Below are 16,486 nucleotides of genomic sequence, written 5' to 3' on the forward strand. Positions count from 1 at the left end.
GCTGCTTCACGCGCGTCCTCTCAGGCTTCCTTCGCGTACTGCTCGTACAGTCTGGCCGCGTTATCCCACCGGATCGCTTCCATGTAGATGTCGACATAGCGCGCCGCGGCAGCACCGAAGTCCATGTGATAGGCGTGCTCATACATGTCGAGCACCAGGACCGGACGGCCGCCGGCAAGCGTGGTCGTGTGATCTGCCGCCCACTGGTTGACGAGCCGCTTGTCACGGGGCGAGTAGGCAAGGATCACCCAACCCGAACCGCCGCCTTCCGCCTTGCCCATGGCTGCGAATTCCGCCCGCCAACGCTCTGTGCTGCCGAAGTCGCGCGCGATCGCGTCGGCAAGCGTGCCGCTCGGCTTGCCTGCGCCCCCGAGGCCGTCGAAATAGACCTCGTGGAGGATCATCGAATTCGCCGCGATCAACTCCTCGCGCTTCAGGCCGTTGATCATAAAATTCGGTGCTCTGGCGAAGTCGAGTTCGGCGAGCTGCGCGCCGATCGCGTTCAGCCGCTTCACTGCGCCGACGTAGTTATTCTCGTAATGGCTGACGAGTATCTTTTCCGAGATGCCGGTGATCGACTTCGGATCGAACGGCATCGGCTTTGCCTGATAGGACATGGCCTTGGCTCCTGTTTGTGGGTTGGCTTCGGCAACTGCCTGGTTCGCGCCGAGCACGGCTGCTGAAGCTGTGGCTGCGCCGACCGCTGCGACGAAGTTTCGGCGCCCGGTGTTGATGGTCATTGGCTCCTCCAAGTGTTGAAACGATGCTTCGTTATCGCACTTGCTGCTTGCACGTTCGTGACACTGATCATCAGCTTGCCTCGCAAGCTTGGATCAAAGGCGCGAAAGGTAGTGAGCAAGTGCGGTGATGTCGTCGTCGCTCAGAGGATAGGCGACCTCTGCCATCGCAGCCACGCCACCTCCGGTCCGGGCACCCGCTTTGTAGTCGTGGAGCGCCTTGACGATGTATTCCTCTCGTTGGCCCGCGATACGCGCCGCAGCCTTGTTTCCCGCATAGTTATCGCCGTGACAGGACGCGCATCGTCCCGCGGCGGCGGCTTGCTGGCCGGCCTTGACCTGCTCCGGGTGATCGTCCGGCGCTTTTGCACTTGAGGCATCGACGCCCTTGAGCGAGGCGAAGTAAGCACCGAGATCGCGGACGTCCTCGTTGCTGAGCTGCCCCGCGATCGGCTCCATCGTCTCGTTTTTCCGCGCGCCACTACGGAAGAAGACCAGCTGCCATTGCAGGAAAAGGTCGGGCTGCGAGGCGAGCGACGGGACGTTTTCGGTGGCCGAAATGCCGTTCTCGCCATGGCAGGCCACACACATCTCTGCCTTGGCCTTCCCATTGTCGGCGCCCGCCGCCGCGGGGCCGATAGCGGCAGCACCCGCGCAGGCAGCGAGGATTGATAGCCGCGAGAAGGCCCCGTTCATCAATCTTCGTAGTCCGACCGCAAACTGCCGGTCGTCGGCGCGTGGCCCCGAGAGTATCGCTCTATTCATGCTCATCATGCGCGATCGCCTGTGCAAGTTGTCGAGCTCAGCTCTTCGTGCTGGCCGTCTTGTCCAGCGCGGCACGCAAGCCCTTGGCGAGCTTGACGGCGTCGTCATTGGCCCAGAAATGCATGAAGAACAGGCGCGGCTGTTCGTCCAGCATGTGGCTGTGCAGCGCGGTAACGTCGATGCCGTGGGTCCGCAGCGCCATGATCACCGGATTCACCTCGTCATTTGTCAGCACGAAATCTCCGGTGATCGCCGCCTTGCCGCCGCCGGTCGGCTGGAAGTTGATGCCGATGGCGACGCCCATCGGGCCAACCGGGCTCAATGCCATGCCCTGTTCGGTGATCGGATCGCGGCGGGGCACGTTGAACTGATAGACGCCGCCATTGGCGTGGCCCTTGACGCCGATGATCTGGTCGAGCTGCTCGGTATCGAGATCGATGGCCGGCGGAGGGGCGGCCGGCGCCGCAGCCGTGAGCGGCGTCTTGCTTTCGGCGAGGCCATCCCGGATCGCGGCGGCGATCTTGACCGGGTCGCCGTGGCCGGCGACGTGCATGTAGAAGGTGGCCGGGCTCGCGCCAAGCAGATGGTTGTGCACGGCCGTGATCTGCAGGCCGTTTCCGATCATCTTCAGCATCACTGGGTTGATTTCGGATTCGAGCAGCACCAGGTCGCCCATCGCCATGACGCCGTCGTGCATGGGCTTGAAGGCGACCCAGCCGCCGAGCGCCAGCGCCGGCTTGATGGTGATGCCGTCGAGCGTCACCGTCAGATCGCTCCGCGGAAAGCCGTAGCGATGCACGTCACCGGTGACGGCGGGCTTTCTGCCCAGCGTGTCGTCGACTTTCTGCCAGTCGATCGCCTGTGCATGCGCCGACGAGACGAACGGCTCGGTGAACACCTGCCAGTCGATCTTTTGCGCGCTCCCGCCTGTGGCGAAGAGGCAGGCACCGACGCCGATCAGTGCCGAAATCGTGTGTCGCATTGGATTGCTCCCTTGAACCTGGTTTTCGATGCGTCGCAGCCCAGCTCTATTGCTTCGAGAGCCCGACGATGGTGCGGAACCCGGCGATGTTCTGCACCGAGATTTCGACGGGATCGCCGAAGCGGACGGCATTGAAGATCAGGCCGTCCTGAACCTTGAACAACTCGGTCTTGTCCGAAGACAGCCGTATCAGCAGCGCGTCGTTGCCTTCGTCGACGCGATCGACGACCCCGCGCAGCGTCTCGCTCGCCTGCGGATGGACCGTCGCCGCCTGCAATGTGACCGTCGCGTCCTGCTGCTCGTCGACGGCGGCCGGCACGGCCAAGGTTGCGCCCGGCCACAGCACGGCCATGCACAAGGCCACAATTGCTCTCATCATGATTATCACTCCATCGATTGGTTGACGGCTTTCGCGCGCGCGGGAGTTCAGTCCCGCTCCTTGACCTGGCCGCTGCTGTCGATCACGAGCCGCACCGGCTTGCCGTTCTTCATCGCCTTCGCCGTTATGCCCTCGGCCGTCGACTTGACGTCGGTGACCTGGGCGTAGCCTGCGGCTTGAAGTTTTGCGACCAGCTCGTCCTGTGTCAGGGCGTAGGCGGGCACGGCGCTGCCCGCGATCGCGAGCGCAAGGATCAGGTGGGATAGTTTTCGCTTTTGCATGGTTGTTCTCCTGGCTGTGTCGTGCTGCCCCAGGTTCCTCAGATGCGTGCCGCTCCGCTCAGATGATGCCGGCGAGGCGCAGCAGGACGCCCGTGATGCAGGAGGCGGCGAGGACGCCGAGCATCCCCGCATTGAAGCGGAAGATCGCAACCGCGGCGGCGATCGACAGCGCCAGCGCCGGCCAGTCGACGCTGGCAGGCACCGGCGCGTCGAACGACAGGCCTAGCCCGTGCACCGGGAATGTTTGCCGAAACAGCGTGTGCAGCGCGAACCAGATCGACAGATTGAGGATCACGCCGACCACGGCGGCGGTGATCGCCGAAAGCGCGCCCGCCAGCGCCTTGTTGCCGCGCAGCGCCTCGATGTAGGGCGCCCCGACGAAGATCCACAGGAAGCACGGCGTGAACGTCACCCAGGTCGCGAGCAAACCGCCGAGCGTGGCGGCCAACATCGGCGACAGCCCGCTTGCCTCGCGGAACGCGGCCATGAAGCCGACGAACTGGACCACCATGATCAACGGGCCGGGCGTGGTCTCGGCCATGCCGAGGCCATCCAGCATCTCGCGCGGGCTGACCCAGTGATAATCAGTCGGCGGCCTGTTGCGCGACATAGGCAAGCACGGCGTAGGCGCCGCCGAACGTCACCATCGCCATCTTGCTGAAGAAAATCGCGATCTGGCTGAACACGTCGCCGGGCCCGAGCGCAATGAGCAGGGCGAACACCGGGACCAGCCAGAGCGCGAGCCAGACGGCGCCGACCCGCAAGGTGCGCGATGCGTTGGGACGGACGTGATCCGGCACCGCTTCACCGAGCATGCTGTCGATCACCGCGGAATTGTTGCCGCCATGCTCGATCGCCGCAAATTCGCTGCGGCCGAGGCGTGCGCCGACCAGCCCTGTGACCGCGGCGGCGCCGACGATCAGCGGAAACGGTACGGCGAAGAAGAAGATCGCGACAAAGGCGATCGCCGCGAGCGCGATCATCAGCCGGTTGCGCAGCGCGCGCTTGCCGACCCGCACCACGGCCTGGATCACGATGGCCAGCACCGCCGCCTTCAGGCCGAAGAACAGCGCCTCGACAAACCCGACATTGCCATACGCCGCGTAGATATAGCTGAGGCCCATGATGGCGAAGATGCCGGGCAGGATGAACAGCCCGCCCGCCACGATGCCGCCGAGCGTCCGGTGCAGCAGCCAGCCGATATAGGTCGCCAGCTGCTGCGCCTCCGGCCCCGGCAGCAGCATGCAGTAATTGAGGGCGTGCAGGAAACGCCCCTCCGATATCCAGTTCTTCTCCTCGACCAGGATGCGATGCATCACCGCGATCTGGCCGGCCGGTCCGCCAAAGCTCAGGATGGCGACGCGTATCCAGACCAGCAGCGCCTCGTTGAAGGAGATGCCGTGTGCGGGCTCATGCCCGCGCGCCTTCGCTGTCGTTGCGACGTCGGTCATGGCTTCACCTTGCTGGTTGGCCAGTTGTGCGTCTCCTTGGTCGCGTCGCGGCACCATCGGTAGAAGGCGTCGTAGAGCAGCAGCCCGGCGCTCAATTGCTCGAGGTCGTCGTCGAACATGCGCGACAGGCCGAGCGAGGCGGCGAGCAGCCCCGGCGCCTCCGGCGAAAGCTCGAGCCGCGCGGTATCGGCCGCCCGCACCATCGTCGCGAGCCGCTCCAGCGCCGGCGTCGCGAGGCCGAATTCCTTGACCATCACGTCGAAGGTGCAGAGCTCGTCGCGATGGCTCCAGAACACGTTCTCGATGTCGAACGGCGTGGCGTCGAACCGTTCGGCGACCGCCTCGACCTCCGCCGATGTGACGAACAGGAACACGGCCGCGGGATCGACGAAGCGGCGGATCAGCCATGGACAGGCGATGCGGTCGATCTTCGGCCGCGATCGCGTCACCCAGACGGTGCGACCCCGCCCGTCGCGTTTCGGAATCTTGTCGGCGGGAACGGTCGGTAGCTCCGCTTCCCGCCAGCCGAGGTGGCCGCCCTCGAGAATCTCGGCCGCGATGTTGCTGCAGCGGAGCCAGGCAGCGGTGCCTTCGGAAAGTTTCTGTCCCTTCTGGCAGACCACGACCACGGACTGCCCGGTGAAACGGGAAGCCCAGTCCTGGACGTCGAGATGGGAGTAACGGACCGCGCCCGGAATCAGGCGCGGATCGGCGGCGAAATCTTCATCGAGACGAACGTCGACGAGCGTCGGCGCCTTCGCCGTGCCGATGAGACGGGACAATTTTTCTGATGAGATCGATGTGTATGACGACATGGTGCGCCCTTGGTGACAGGACGCGATTCTTGGGCATGTCGCCTCGCGGGGAGATCGCACATCCCCGTAGCCGCATCAAAAACCCTGATTTCCGGGCTGTCAACCTGACTTTGCCAAATCCAGCAGCAATCGCCGATCGACAGTCACGAAAACTTCATCGCGCAGCTTGGAACAAGCATTCGTGGACTCTGGCCGATGGGTCATCTCTCCATCTGCGGCGAGTTGCGAATAGGAACATACAATTCGCTGCCGAGTTGCGCGGTGGCAGGGACCAAAACTCAGGTAGATGCCGACACCGCGATCGTGTCGCGCTCCCGCCTGCATTCATTGGAGCAATGCCGATTGATGGACAGTCATTATTGGCATGCGACGCCTGTTGCTCTTGTCGTTATGCTGCTCATCACAGCAACCGGCGGCGCTCTCGCCCACGATCACCAGCACCCCGACTTGAATGGTTGGTACGAGGGCTTGCATAGCAGCAAGGGTCCCTGCTGCGATGGCACGGATGCGCAGCACATCGACGACGTCGACTGGGAAACCAGGAACGGCCATTATCGGGTGCGCATCGACGGCGAGTGGGTTGACGTTCCGAACGAAGCCGTCGTGCTCGGGCCGAATCTGTCCGGCCGACCCATCGTGTGGCCCTATTACATAGACGGTCATCCGAAGGCGCGCTGCTTCATGCCTGGCAGCATGGGCTGACGCCCGCCGCTGACATCCCGCCGCCATGCCTCGATGCGCGCCCGGCTGGCCGACAGCATGGTTGACCAATATAGGGTACCCCCCTATATTACGTTGATGTCGCATACCATCAAGCACAAGTCCAAGCTCGTCGGCCGGGTTCGCCGCATCAAGGGCCAGCTGGAGGCCGTCGAGCGCGCACTGGAGTCCGAGATTGGTTGTGCCGACGTGCTGATGCTGGTGGCCTCGGTTCGCGGTGCCATCAACGGGCTGACTGCGGAATTGCTCGAGGATCACATCCGCCACCATGTCGTGGATCCTGCCCGGGAAAAGGATCCCGAGAAGGCGCAGGGCGCCGCGGACCTGATCGACGTCGTTCGTACCTACTTGAAGTGAGTGCCATGACCGACCTGTCTCAACTGCTCCAGCAGAGCAGTGCCCATGCATGGCTGTTCGTGCCCAGCGCGATCCTGCTCGGCGCACTGCACGGGCTCGAGCCCGGCCACTCCAAGACGATGATGGCGGCCTTCATCATCGCGATCCGCGGCACCGTGGCGCAGGCGGTGCTGCTGGGCCTGGCGGCGACGATCTCGCACACGGCCATCGTCTGGCTGGTCGCACTCGCCGGGCTTCATTTCGGCCAGCAATGGTCCGGAGAACGCAGCGAAGCCTGGCTGCAACTGGCGTCGGCGGTGATCATCATCGCGATCGCGGCCTGGATGGCCTGGCGCACCTGGCGCGAGCAGGCTGCCGAACACGATCATCACCATCATCACGACGAAACGCGCCAGCTTGTCCTGGCCGGACAATCGCTGTCGCTCGAGGTCTTCGAGGACGGCGTGCCGCCGCGCTGGCGGTTGCGAAGCGAGGCCGGAGCGCTGCCGGCGGTCGGCGACGTTGATGTCGTGACGATCCGTCCCGACGGCAGCGAGCAACGCTTTCGCTTCGCCGACAGGGGTGGTTATCTGGAAAGCATCGACGAAATTCCGGAGCCGCATGCCTTCAAGGTGCGCGTCTCGGTCCGCGCAGACGTGGCGGAAGTCCTGTTCGAGGAGCATGACCATGCGCATATGAATCTCGGCGACGAGGACGACACGCATGCGCGCGCGCACGCCGCCGACATCCGCAAGCGCTTTGCCGGACGCACCGTCACGACATGGCAGATCATCCTGTTCGGCCTGACCGGCGGGCTGATTCCGTGTCCGGCGGCGATCACCGTGCTGCTGCTCTGCCTCCAGCTCAAGCAGTTCAGCCTCGGCTTCGTGCTGGTGCTTTGCTTCGGCATCGGGCTTGCGCTCACCATGGTCTCCGCCGGCGTTGCGGCCGCGCTCAGCCTGCGTCATGTCGAGCGTCATTGGGCCGGCTTCAGCCGCTTTGCCCATCGCGCCCCCTACGTGTCGGCCGCGCTGATTGTGCTCGTCGGCCTCTACACGGGCTGGCTGGGGCTGCACGGGATCACGGCCTGATCTGCTTCGGTCCCACTTCCATCTTGAAACCTGCGCGCGGTGGTCTAGATTTGCCTCAAGGGGACAAGGCAGACTCCCCGTGAGACCTCGGTCCAAGCTCTGCGCGACATTCACCGTCGTGGAGCTTTCACATGGACACCCAACCACACACACGTCTTCGTTCCGAAAATCGTCGTTGCAAAATCGCCATCCTGTCGCGTGGCGACGCCGCGTCGCGTCGGGAGGCGACGGCGCAAAACAGCCGTTTCGTCCGCGTCTTCGAAGCGCTCGCCGCTTCGGGCATCGAGGCCATTCCCGTCGTCTATGACGAGACATTCGCCGATGCCGTTCGCGACCAATTGCTGACGATGGACGGCGTTCTGGTCTGGGTCGATCCGATCCATCAGGGCAAGACGCGCGCCGCCCTCGATCCGCTGCTGCGCGAGGTCGCGGCGGCGGGACCATGGGTCAGCGCGCATCCCGACGTCATCCTCAAGATGGGCGTCAAGGACGTGCTGTACCGGACGCGACACCTCGGCTGGGGCGCCGACACCCATCGATACGCCACGGTCGATGCGTTCCGCGCCGAATTTCCCTCGCGCTTGCGCGCGGGTGGTCCGCGCGTGCTCAAGCAGAACCGCGGCAATGGCGGGCAGGGCGTCTGGAAGGTGGAAACCATGCCGAAGACCGACGCGACGATTCGCGTGCTTCATGCGCTGCGCGGCAGCCAGCCGGAGGAGATGCCGCTGGCAGACTTCATGGCGCGCTGCGAGCAATATTTCGGCTGGGGCGGCTGCATCATCGATCAGGCTTTCCAGCCGCGCCTGCCCGAGGGCATGATCCGTTGCTATGTCAGCGGAGCGAAGGTCGCGGGCTTCGGGCACCAATTGATCAAGGCCCTGATCCCGCCGCCCCCGCAAGGCCCGGATTCTCCGGAAGCGCAACCCGGACCGCGCATCATGCACGGCCCCGATGCGCCGCAATTCCAGGCACTGCGAAGGTTGATGGAGGACGAATGGATCCCGCAAATGATGGCCGCGCTGACGATCGATGAGACGTCGCTGCCGGTGATCTGGGATGCCGATTTCCTCTACGGTCCACGCGATGTTGATGGCGCCGACACCTACGTGCTCTGCGAGATCAACGCGAGCTCGTGCTTCGCGATCCCCGACGAAGCGCCGGCGGCGATCGCGCAGACGGTCAGGGATCGCATCGGTCGGAACATGGCGAGCGTGAGGTGAGCACGCCCTGCAGGCTTCCTCTTTCTACACATTGCTCCGGGCCCATGGGTGCGATCGGCACCCGGCTTTCCCTGCGCCCTCCATTAAAGAGAGGGCGGAGCGAAAGACAAAGCTCGGACAAATCATGTCGCGAGAACGCGGAAGTGTGTCACAGACGACGCCACACATTCGGTGTCGTCCCTGCGAAAGCAGGGACCCAGAACCACCGATGGTCATTGTTGAGCAGTGCTGCAACGACGAGTCCCATCCACAACATCCGCCGCGGCGTATGGGTCCCGGCCTTCGCCGGGACGACGATCGAGAGAACCGCGCACACGTTTGCGCCTCTGCCTGTCCTTTGCAGCGCGTCCGCAAACTACTTCGCCCGCATCGCTTCCGGTGTATCCGGTTGCGCGGACGGATGCGCCTTGGCGAACGCCGGCAGCGCCATGGCGGTCTCATGGATGCGCTTCACGGTCGGCCAGGGCGACAGGCTGATCTGCTGGTTGACCGCCGCCGTGACGTGGCCGACCAGGCAGATGTCGGCAAGGGTGGGCGCATCGCCGTGACAGAACCGGCCGGTCGCCTTGTGGCCGGCGAGGTGCCCCTCGAGCGCCGCCAGCGTCTCGACCGTCCAGTGCCGTCGCCACGCGTTCTGCTGGCTGTCGCGCAGATCGAGCTCGCGGTCGAGATAGCGCCGCACCCGCGGCGTCAGCAGCGGATGGCCCTCGCAGGCAACGATCAGCGCCAGCCCGCGCACCCGAGCGCGGCCGAGCGCATCCGCCGGCAGCAGCGGCGGGCTCGGGTAGGTCTCGTCGAGCCAGTCGATGATCGCGAGCGACTGGAACAGCACCGTGCCGTCATCGGTCACCAGCGCCGGCAGCGCCATCTGCGGGTTGATCTTGCGATAGGCATCAGTGCGATGCGCGTCCGCATCGAGATCGACGAAGACGACGTCGGCGGCCACGCCCTTGAGGTTGAGCGCGACCCGGACCCGAAAGCTCGCCAGCGAGCGCCAGAACGAGAAGAACTGCATGGAGTGCACCCCGCATTTCTTCCCCTCTCCCCTTGTGGGAGAGGGTGGACGCGATGCAAGGCATCGCGGACGGGTGAGGGGTCTGTCTCCGCGGATAGAGACCCCTCATCCGTCGCGGACTTTGTCCGCGACACCTTCTCCCACAAGGGGAGAAGGGAAGAAAGGTCTATCCAGATCGTAGCCCGGATGAGCGCAAGCGAAATCCGGGGCCGGTCCGTCGTTCCGTCGCAGTCTATCCCGGATTACGCTTCGCTGCATCCGGGCTACGGCACTCCAATACGTCATGCCCGGGCTTGACCCGGGCATCCATCAATCTTCGGAAGTGTTTTTGAAGATGGATCGCCGGGTCAAGCCCGGCGATGACACGTGTCGAGGAGGCCTACCCCGCCCCCACCTTCTTCTTGCGCCAGGCAAGATGCACGGCGCAGGTGCAGCCCTGCGGATGCGAGGCCAGCTCCGCGTCGTTGGCAGGCGTCGCGGCGGGCGCGATCGCCGATCCCTTGGCGCCGTCCTGCGAGGGGATGTAGTTCAGCACCGGCGCCAGCCAGCGCTCGATCTCGGCGACCGTCATGGCCTTGCGCGCGGCGTAGTCCTCGACCTGGTCGCGCTCGATCTTGCCGACGCCGAAGTAGAAGCTTTCGGGATGCGAGAAGTACAGGCCCGAGACCGACGACCCCGGCCACATCGCAAAGCTCTCGGTCAGCTTCACGCCCGCGGTGTTCTCGGCGTCGAGCAGCGCGAACAGCGTCCGCTTCTCGGTGTGGTCGGGCTGCGCCGGATAGCCGGGCGCGGGGCGGATGCCGTCATATTTCTCGAGGATCAGTTCGTCCGCCGACCAGGCCTCGTCGGGCGCATAGGCCCAGAACTCCTTGCGCACGCGCTGGTGCATGCGCTCGGCGAAGGCTTCGGCCAGGCGATCGGCCAGCGCCTTGCACAGGATCGAGGAGTAGTCGTCATTGGCGTTCTTGAAGCGGTCGGCGACCGCATCCTCGCCGATCCCCGCGGTGACGACGAAGCCGCCGATATAATCAGGCACGCCGGACCCGGCAGGCGCGACGAAGTCGGACAGCGCGGCATTGAAGCGGCCCTCGCGCTTTTCGAGCTGCTGGCGCAGGGTATGGAAGGTCGCGATCTTCTGCTTCCGCGTCTCGTCGGCATAGACCTCGATGTCGTCGCCGACTGCGTTCGCCGGCCAGAAGCCGATGGTGGCGCGGGCGGTGAACCATTTTTCCTTGATGATCGTGTCCAGCATCTTGCGCGCGTCGGCATAGAGCGAGCGGGCGACCTCGCCGACCTTGGGGTCGTCGAGGATCGCCGGGAATCGGCCGGTCAGCTCCCAGGTCTGGAAGAACGGCGTCCAGTCGATGTAGTCGGCGAGCTCGGCAAGATCGTAGGCGTCGAAGCTCTTCAGCCCGAAGAAGGCCGGCTTCTTCGGCGGCGCCGCCGCAAAGTCGATCGCGACCTTGTTGGCGCGGGCCTCGCCAAGCTTCAGCCGCTTCTTGTCGGCCTGGGCGCGGAAATGCGCCGTCGAGATTTTTGCGTATTCGGCGCGCACCTCGGCGGCATAGGCCTGCCTCTTCTCGGCCGACAGCAGCGAGGAGGCAACGCCGACGGCACGGCTCGCATCGTTGACATGTACGACCGGCCCGCCCGGATAGTTCGGGTCGATCTTCACGGCGGTGTGCACGCGGCTCGTGGTGGCGCCACCGATCAAGAGCGGCAGATTCATGCCTTGCCGTTGCAGCTCGCCGGCGAGGAAGCTCATCTCGTCGAGCGAGGGCGTGATCAGGCCGGACAGGCCGATGATGTCGGCGCCCTCGGCCTTCGCGGTCTCGATGATCTTGTTGGCGGGCACCATGACGCCGAGGTCGATGACCTCGAAATTGTTGCACTGGAGCACGATGCCGACGATGTTCTTGCCGATGTCGTGGACGTCGCCCTTCACCGTCGCGAGCACGATCTTGCCCGCGGCGTTGCGGCCGCCGGTGATGCCGTTGGCGAGGTTGCGGGCCTTCTCCTCCTCCATGAACGGCATCAGATAGGCGACCGCCTGCTTCATCACGCGGGCCGACTTCACGACCTGCGGCAGGAACATCTTGCCGTCGCCGAACAGGTCGCCGACCACGTTCATGCCGGCCATCAGCGGGCCCTCGATGACGTCGAGCGGACGGGACGCGTTCTGGCGCGCGGCCTCGGTATCCTGCTCGATGAACTCGGTGATGCCGTGCACCAACGCGTGCGACAGCCGCTTCTCGACCGGCCATTCGCGCCAGGCGAGATCTTGCTCCTTGGTCTGCTTCTCCTTGCCGCGGAATTTCTCGGCCAGCGCCAAGAGCCGCTCGGAGGCGCCGGGGTCGCGGTTGAGGATGACGTCCTCGCAGGTCTGGCGCAGCTCGGGGTCGATGTCGTCATAGACGATCATCTGCCCGGCATTGACGATGCCCATGTCCATGCCGGCATGGATGGCGTGATACAGGAACACCGAGTGCATCGCCTCGCGCACCGGTTCGTTGCCGCGGAACGAGAACGACAGGTTGGAGACGCCGCCGGAGATGTGGGCGCCCGGCAGGTTCGCCCGGATCCAGCGCGTCGCTTCGATGAAGTCGACGCCGTAATTGTTGTGCTCCTCGAGGCCGGTCGCGATCGCAAAAATATTCGGATCGAAGATGATGTCCTCGGGCGGGAAGTCGAGCCGGCCGACCAGGATGCCGTAGGCGCGCTTGCTGATCTCGGTCTTGCGCTTGAACGTGTCGGCCTGGCCGGTCTCGTCGAATGCCATCACCACCACGGCGGCGCCGTGGCGCTTGGCGACGGTCGCCTCATGGATGAACTTCTCCTCGCCTTCCTTGAGCGAGATCGAGTTCACGATCGGCTTGCCCTGGATGCATTTCAGGCCGGCCTCGATGACGTGGAATTTCGAGGAATCGACCATCACGGGCACGCGCGCGATGTCGGGCTCGGCGGCGACGAGGTTGAGGAACGTCACCATCGCCGCTTCGGAATCGAGCAGGCCCTCGTCCATGTTGACGTCGATCACCTGGGCGCCGTTCTCGACCTGGTCGCGCGCGACCTGCAGCGCGGCGGTGTAGTCGCCGGCGGTGATCAGCTTGCGGAAGCGCGCCGAGCCGGTGACGTTGGTGCGCTCGCCGACATTCACGAACGGAATGGCGTCGGTCAGCGTGAACGGCTCGAGGCCGGAGAGCCTGAGCCGCGGCGCGATCTCGGGCACCACGCGCGGCTTGTGCGGGGCGACGGCCTTGGCGATCGCCGCGATATGGTCGGGCGTGGTGCCGCAGCAGCCGCCGACGATGTTGACGAGCCCGGCAGCGGCGAACTCGCCGATCAGCCGCGCCATGTAGTCCGGCGTCTCGTCATACTGGCCGAATTCGTTGGGCAGGCCGGCGTTCGGGTATGCACACACGAGCGTGTCGGCGACGCGGCCGATATCGGCGATGTGCGCGCGCAGATCCTCGGCGCCAAGCGCGCAGTTGAAGCCGATCGTGATCGGCCTCGCGTGCCGCACCGAATGCCAGAACGCCTCCGGCAACTGGCCGGAGAGCAGGCGGCCGGACTTGTCGGTGATGGTGCCGGAAATCATCACGGGCACATCGATGCCGCGCTCCTCGATGATCTCGGAGATCGCATACAGCGCCGCCTTGGCATTGAGCGTGTCGAAGATGGTCTCGACCAGCAGCAGGTCGGCGCCGCCGTCGAGCAGGCCCTTGGCCTGTTCACCATAGGCCTTGCGCAGATCGTCGAAGGTGACCGCGCGATAGCCGGGATTGGAAACGTCGGGCGAGATCGAGGCGGTGCGGTTGGTCGGGCCGAGTGCGCCGGCGACAAAGCGCGGCTTGCCGTCCTCGGCGCTCACGCGCTCGGCGGCGGTGCGCGCCAGCCGGGCGCCCTGCAGGTTCAGCTCATAGGCGAGGTCCGACATGTCGTAGTCGGCCTGCGCGATCGAGGTCGAGGAGAAGGTGTTGGTCGCGACGATGTCAGCGCCGGCGCGCAGATATGCGGCGTGGATGTCCGTGATCGCATCGGGCTGGGTCAGGATCAGCAGATCGTTGTTGCCCTTGATGTCGCGGTGGAAGTCCGCAAACCGCGCGCCGCGGAAGGCGGCTTCGTCGAACTGCAGGCCCTGGATCATCGTGCCCATGGCGCCGTCGAGCACCAGGATGCGCTCGCGGGCAGCCGCGAGCAAAGCGTTACGCTTGGGGGAAACGGGAACGGACATGTGTCAGGCAGCTTTCTGGGCACCGTTCGGCCGGATGCCGAGCAGGTGGCTGATCGCGAACACGAGGTCCGCGCGGTTCATGGTGTAGAAGTGGAAGGTGTCGACGCCGTGCTTGAACAGCTTCTGCACCTGGCCGGCGGCGACGGTGGCGGCGACCAGCTTGCGGGTCTCGGCGTCGTTGTCGAGGCCCTCGAACTTCTCGGCGAGCCAGTCCGGCACGCTGGTGCCGGCGCGCGTCACGAAATTGCGCGCCTGCTTGAAATTGTGCATCGGCATAATGCCCGGCACGATCGGAATCTCGATGCCGCGCGCGCGCACCCGGTCGACATAGCGGTGGTACAGCTCGTTGTCGAAGAACACCTGGGTGATCGCGCGCGTCGCGCCGGCGTCGACCTTGGCCCTCAGCGTGTCGATGTCGGCGTCGAAATCCTTCGCTTCCGGATGCTTCTCGGGATAGGCGGACACCGAGATCTCGATGTCGGCGTGGCGCCGCTTGATCCCGGCGACGAGTTCGGCCGAGCTCTGGTAGCCGTCCGGATGGGTGAAGTAGGGCGTGCCGATGCCGCCGGGCGGATCGCCGCGCAGCGCGACGATGTGACGGACGCCGACCTCATGATAGCGGTCGACGATGTCGTCGATCTCGCCGCGCGAGGCGCTGACGCAGGTCAGATGCGCGGCCGGCAGCAGATCGGTCTCGCGCAGGATGCGGGTGATGGTCGAATGGGTGCGCTCGCGGGTCGAGCCGCCGGCGCCGTAGGTGACCGAGACGAAGTTCGGCGTCAGCGGCGCCAGGCGATTGATGGTCTCCCAAAGATTGCGCTCCATCTCCTCGGTCTTCGGCGGGAAGAACTCGAAGGAGATTTTCGGCGCTTTGGGCGCACGTGGTGCGTTCGGCACGGAGGAAATGGTCTCGGTCATGATACGCAAAGGCTCCGCAACTGGAGGGCAGACATCCGGCCTGGATATGAAGGCCCCAAGATAAGCCAAACGCGTCGGATCAAACAGCCCATCGAATATGGGAAATTGCCCATTCGTGGCGTAGATTCGGCAATAATTGACTATCGTGGACGCTCGGTGGGCAACCCGTTGGTTTCGCGACGGTAGCATTAATATATTGAAAATATTTATATAATAAGGATTCTGCAAGTGATTGGAGATCGAAATCGATTGTGGGTAGCTTGGTGCGTCAATGAACCGTCGTGTATCGTCCCAAAATCAGCGGCTGCCGGCGCCGGCGTTCCGCCGCGGGACTGGTCTGCGCGGCCGGGGCCTTTGTCGCCTCGTGGCGCCACACTAGGTTGACGGCCATGATTCCGCTCTCCGTCCTCGACCTGTCCGTCGTCACCACCGGCACCAGGCCGGCCGCTGCGCTCCGCAACAGCATCGACTTGGCACGCCATGTCGATGGCCTTGGCTACGTCCGCTACTGGCTCGCCGAGCACCACAACCTCGCTTCAGTCGCGAGCCCGGCGCCTGATCTGATGATCGGGCAGATCGCGGCGGTGACGGAGCATATCCGTGTCGGCTCCGGCGGCGTGATGCTGCCCAACCACGCGCCGCTCGTCGTCGCCGAGCGCTTCAAGATGCTGGAGGCGCTGTTTCCCGGCCGCATCGATCTCGGCCTCGGCCGCGCGCCCGGCACCGACGGCGCCACCGCCTACGCGCTGCGCAGCCGGCTCGATCGCCGCGAGGGCGATGATTTCCTCGAGCGGCTGCACGAGCTGACCTTGTGGGAGACGCGCGATTTCCCACCCGGCCATCCCTACAACAATGTGGTGGCGATGCCGGATGATTCGCCGCTGCCGCCGATCTGGCTGCTCGGCTCGAGCGACTATTCCGCCGAACTCGCGGCCCAGGTCGGGATGGGCTTTGCATTCGCGCATCATTTTGCCACTCACGACGCAATTGCGGCGATGACCAACTACCGCGCGCATTTCAAGCCGTCGGGCTGGCGCGCGACGCCGCAGGCGATTCTGGCGGTTGCGGTTGTTGCGGCGGAGACCGACGCTGGAGCCGAGCGGCTTGCGCTGTCGATGGATCTCAACCGGCTGCGCCGCGACCGCGGCCAGTATCTGCCGCTGCCGAGCGTCGAGGAGGCAGAGGCCTATCCCTACACCGACGCCGAGCGCGCCTCGATCGCGCGCAACCGCGCCCGCCTCTTCGTCGGCAGCCCCGCAACCGTGATGACGAAGCTGGAGCCGCTGATCGCGGCGACCCAGGCCGACGAGCTGATGGTGATATCAGCGGTCTACGACCATGCCGCGCGGAAGAAGTCGTACAGCCTGCTCGCCGAGGCGTTCGGGCTTGCGAAGACGGCGGCGGCGTAATGATTGTCGTCCCGGCGCAGGCCCATAGGCGCTAAGATAGTTTGATCATAGTCTGATAGTGGCGCTTATGTCTGGGTGGCTCGCGTAGATGTCGCCGGAGAGCGTGACTGGCTCTGCTGAGTAGAGCGATTGC

14 protein-coding genes and 1 pseudogene are annotated in these 16,486 nt (G+C 64.9%); 5 read left to right on the forward strand and 10 right to left on the reverse strand.

Features of this window, described 5'->3' with window-relative positions; all coding sequences use genetic code 11:
- Positions 1-20 precede the first annotated feature (20 nt).
- From ACSKB9_RS28265 to ACSKB9_RS28295, 7 genes and pseudogenes are all read right to left on the reverse strand, one after another.
- Positions 21-617, reverse strand: a complete 597-nt coding sequence (locus ACSKB9_RS28265; RefSeq protein WP_438080423.1) for a superoxide dismutase — start codon at positions 615-617, stop codon at positions 21-23.
- Positions 618-833: 216 nt separating this feature from the next.
- The gene (locus ACSKB9_RS28270) at positions 834-1,433 is read right to left on the reverse strand and encodes a c-type cytochrome (protein WP_438080425.1); all 600 of its coding nucleotides are present in this window, start codon (positions 1,431-1,433) and stop codon (positions 834-836) included.
- 106 nt (positions 1,434-1,539) lie between these two features.
- On the reverse strand, positions 1,540-2,484 hold the full coding sequence (locus ACSKB9_RS28275) for a DUF1259 domain-containing protein (protein WP_438077237.1): 945 nt from the start codon (positions 2,482-2,484) through the stop codon (positions 1,540-1,542).
- 46 nt (positions 2,485-2,530) lie between these two features.
- On the reverse strand, positions 2,531-2,863 hold the full coding sequence (locus tag ACSKB9_RS28280; protein WP_438077239.1) for a hypothetical protein: 333 nt from the start codon (positions 2,861-2,863) through the stop codon (positions 2,531-2,533).
- Positions 2,864-2,910: 47 nt separating this feature from the next.
- Positions 2,911-3,144: a hypothetical protein gene (locus ACSKB9_RS28285; RefSeq protein WP_233475785.1), complete on the reverse strand. Its 234-nt coding sequence runs from the start codon at positions 3,142-3,144 to the stop codon at positions 2,911-2,913.
- A gap of 58 nt (positions 3,145-3,202) precedes the next feature.
- Positions 3,203-4,595 (reverse strand): annotated as a pseudogene (gene chrA / locus ACSKB9_RS28290) (chromate efflux transporter).
- Positions 4,592-5,410 (reverse strand): chromate resistance protein ChrB domain-containing protein, encoded by an 819-nt coding sequence (locus ACSKB9_RS28295; RefSeq protein WP_438077241.1) that lies wholly within the window; start codon positions 5,408-5,410, stop codon positions 4,592-4,594. The pseudogene chrA and the gene ACSKB9_RS28295 overlap by 4 nt, the downstream one beginning before the upstream one ends.
- Before the next feature lie 195 nt (positions 5,411-5,605).
- Here ACSKB9_RS28295 and ACSKB9_RS28300 point away from each other — a divergent pair, with 195 nt between their 5' ends.
- From ACSKB9_RS28300 to ACSKB9_RS28315, 4 genes are all read left to right on the forward strand, one after another.
- Entirely contained in the window at positions 5,606-6,112 is a 507-nt protein-coding gene (locus ACSKB9_RS28300; protein ID WP_438077242.1) for a hypothetical protein, read from the forward strand.
- A 96-nt stretch (positions 6,113-6,208) separates the two neighbouring features.
- Entirely contained in the window at positions 6,209-6,487 is a 279-nt protein-coding gene (locus ACSKB9_RS28305) for a metal/formaldehyde-sensitive transcriptional repressor (RefSeq protein ID WP_016847064.1), read from the forward strand.
- A gap of 5 nt (positions 6,488-6,492) precedes the next feature.
- Complete coding sequence (locus tag ACSKB9_RS28310) at positions 6,493-7,557, forward strand: nickel/cobalt efflux transporter (RefSeq protein WP_438077244.1); 1,065 nt, start codon at positions 6,493-6,495, stop codon at positions 7,555-7,557.
- Between the two features lie 131 nt (positions 7,558-7,688).
- Complete coding sequence (locus ACSKB9_RS28315; protein ID WP_438077246.1) at positions 7,689-8,777, forward strand: Cj0069 family protein; 1,089 nt, start codon at positions 7,689-7,691, stop codon at positions 8,775-8,777.
- Positions 8,778-9,132: 355 nt separating this feature from the next.
- On the opposite strand, the gene maiA is transcribed toward ACSKB9_RS28315, so the two are convergent.
- The 3 genes from maiA to metF all read right to left on the reverse strand — a co-directional run bounded on the left by maiA (position 9,133) and on the right by metF (position 14,944).
- Complete coding sequence (gene maiA, locus ACSKB9_RS28320) at positions 9,133-9,792, reverse strand: maleylacetoacetate isomerase (RefSeq protein WP_438077248.1); 660 nt, start codon at positions 9,790-9,792, stop codon at positions 9,133-9,135.
- A 379-nt stretch (positions 9,793-10,171) separates the two neighbouring features.
- Positions 10,172-14,026, reverse strand: coding sequence for a methionine synthase (gene metH, locus ACSKB9_RS28325; RefSeq protein ID WP_438077250.1), 3,855 nt, complete (start codon positions 14,024-14,026; stop codon positions 10,172-10,174).
- Positions 14,027-14,029: 3 nt separating this feature from the next.
- Positions 14,030-14,944, reverse strand: a complete 915-nt coding sequence (metF, locus tag ACSKB9_RS28330) for a methylenetetrahydrofolate reductase [NAD(P)H] (RefSeq protein WP_438077252.1) — start codon at positions 14,942-14,944, stop codon at positions 14,030-14,032.
- 389 nt (positions 14,945-15,333) lie between these two features.
- Between metF and ACSKB9_RS28335 the strand changes: the two genes are divergently transcribed.
- Entirely contained in the window at positions 15,334-16,353 is a 1,020-nt protein-coding gene (locus tag ACSKB9_RS28335) for an LLM class flavin-dependent oxidoreductase (protein WP_283065031.1), read from the forward strand.
- Positions 16,354-16,486: the final 133 nt, after the last annotated feature.

Origin of the sequence: Bradyrhizobium sp. BR 1433, from assembly GCF_051547665.1 — a bacterium.
Taxonomy (GTDB): domain Bacteria; phylum Pseudomonadota; class Alphaproteobacteria; order Rhizobiales; family Xanthobacteraceae; genus Bradyrhizobium; species Bradyrhizobium australafricanum.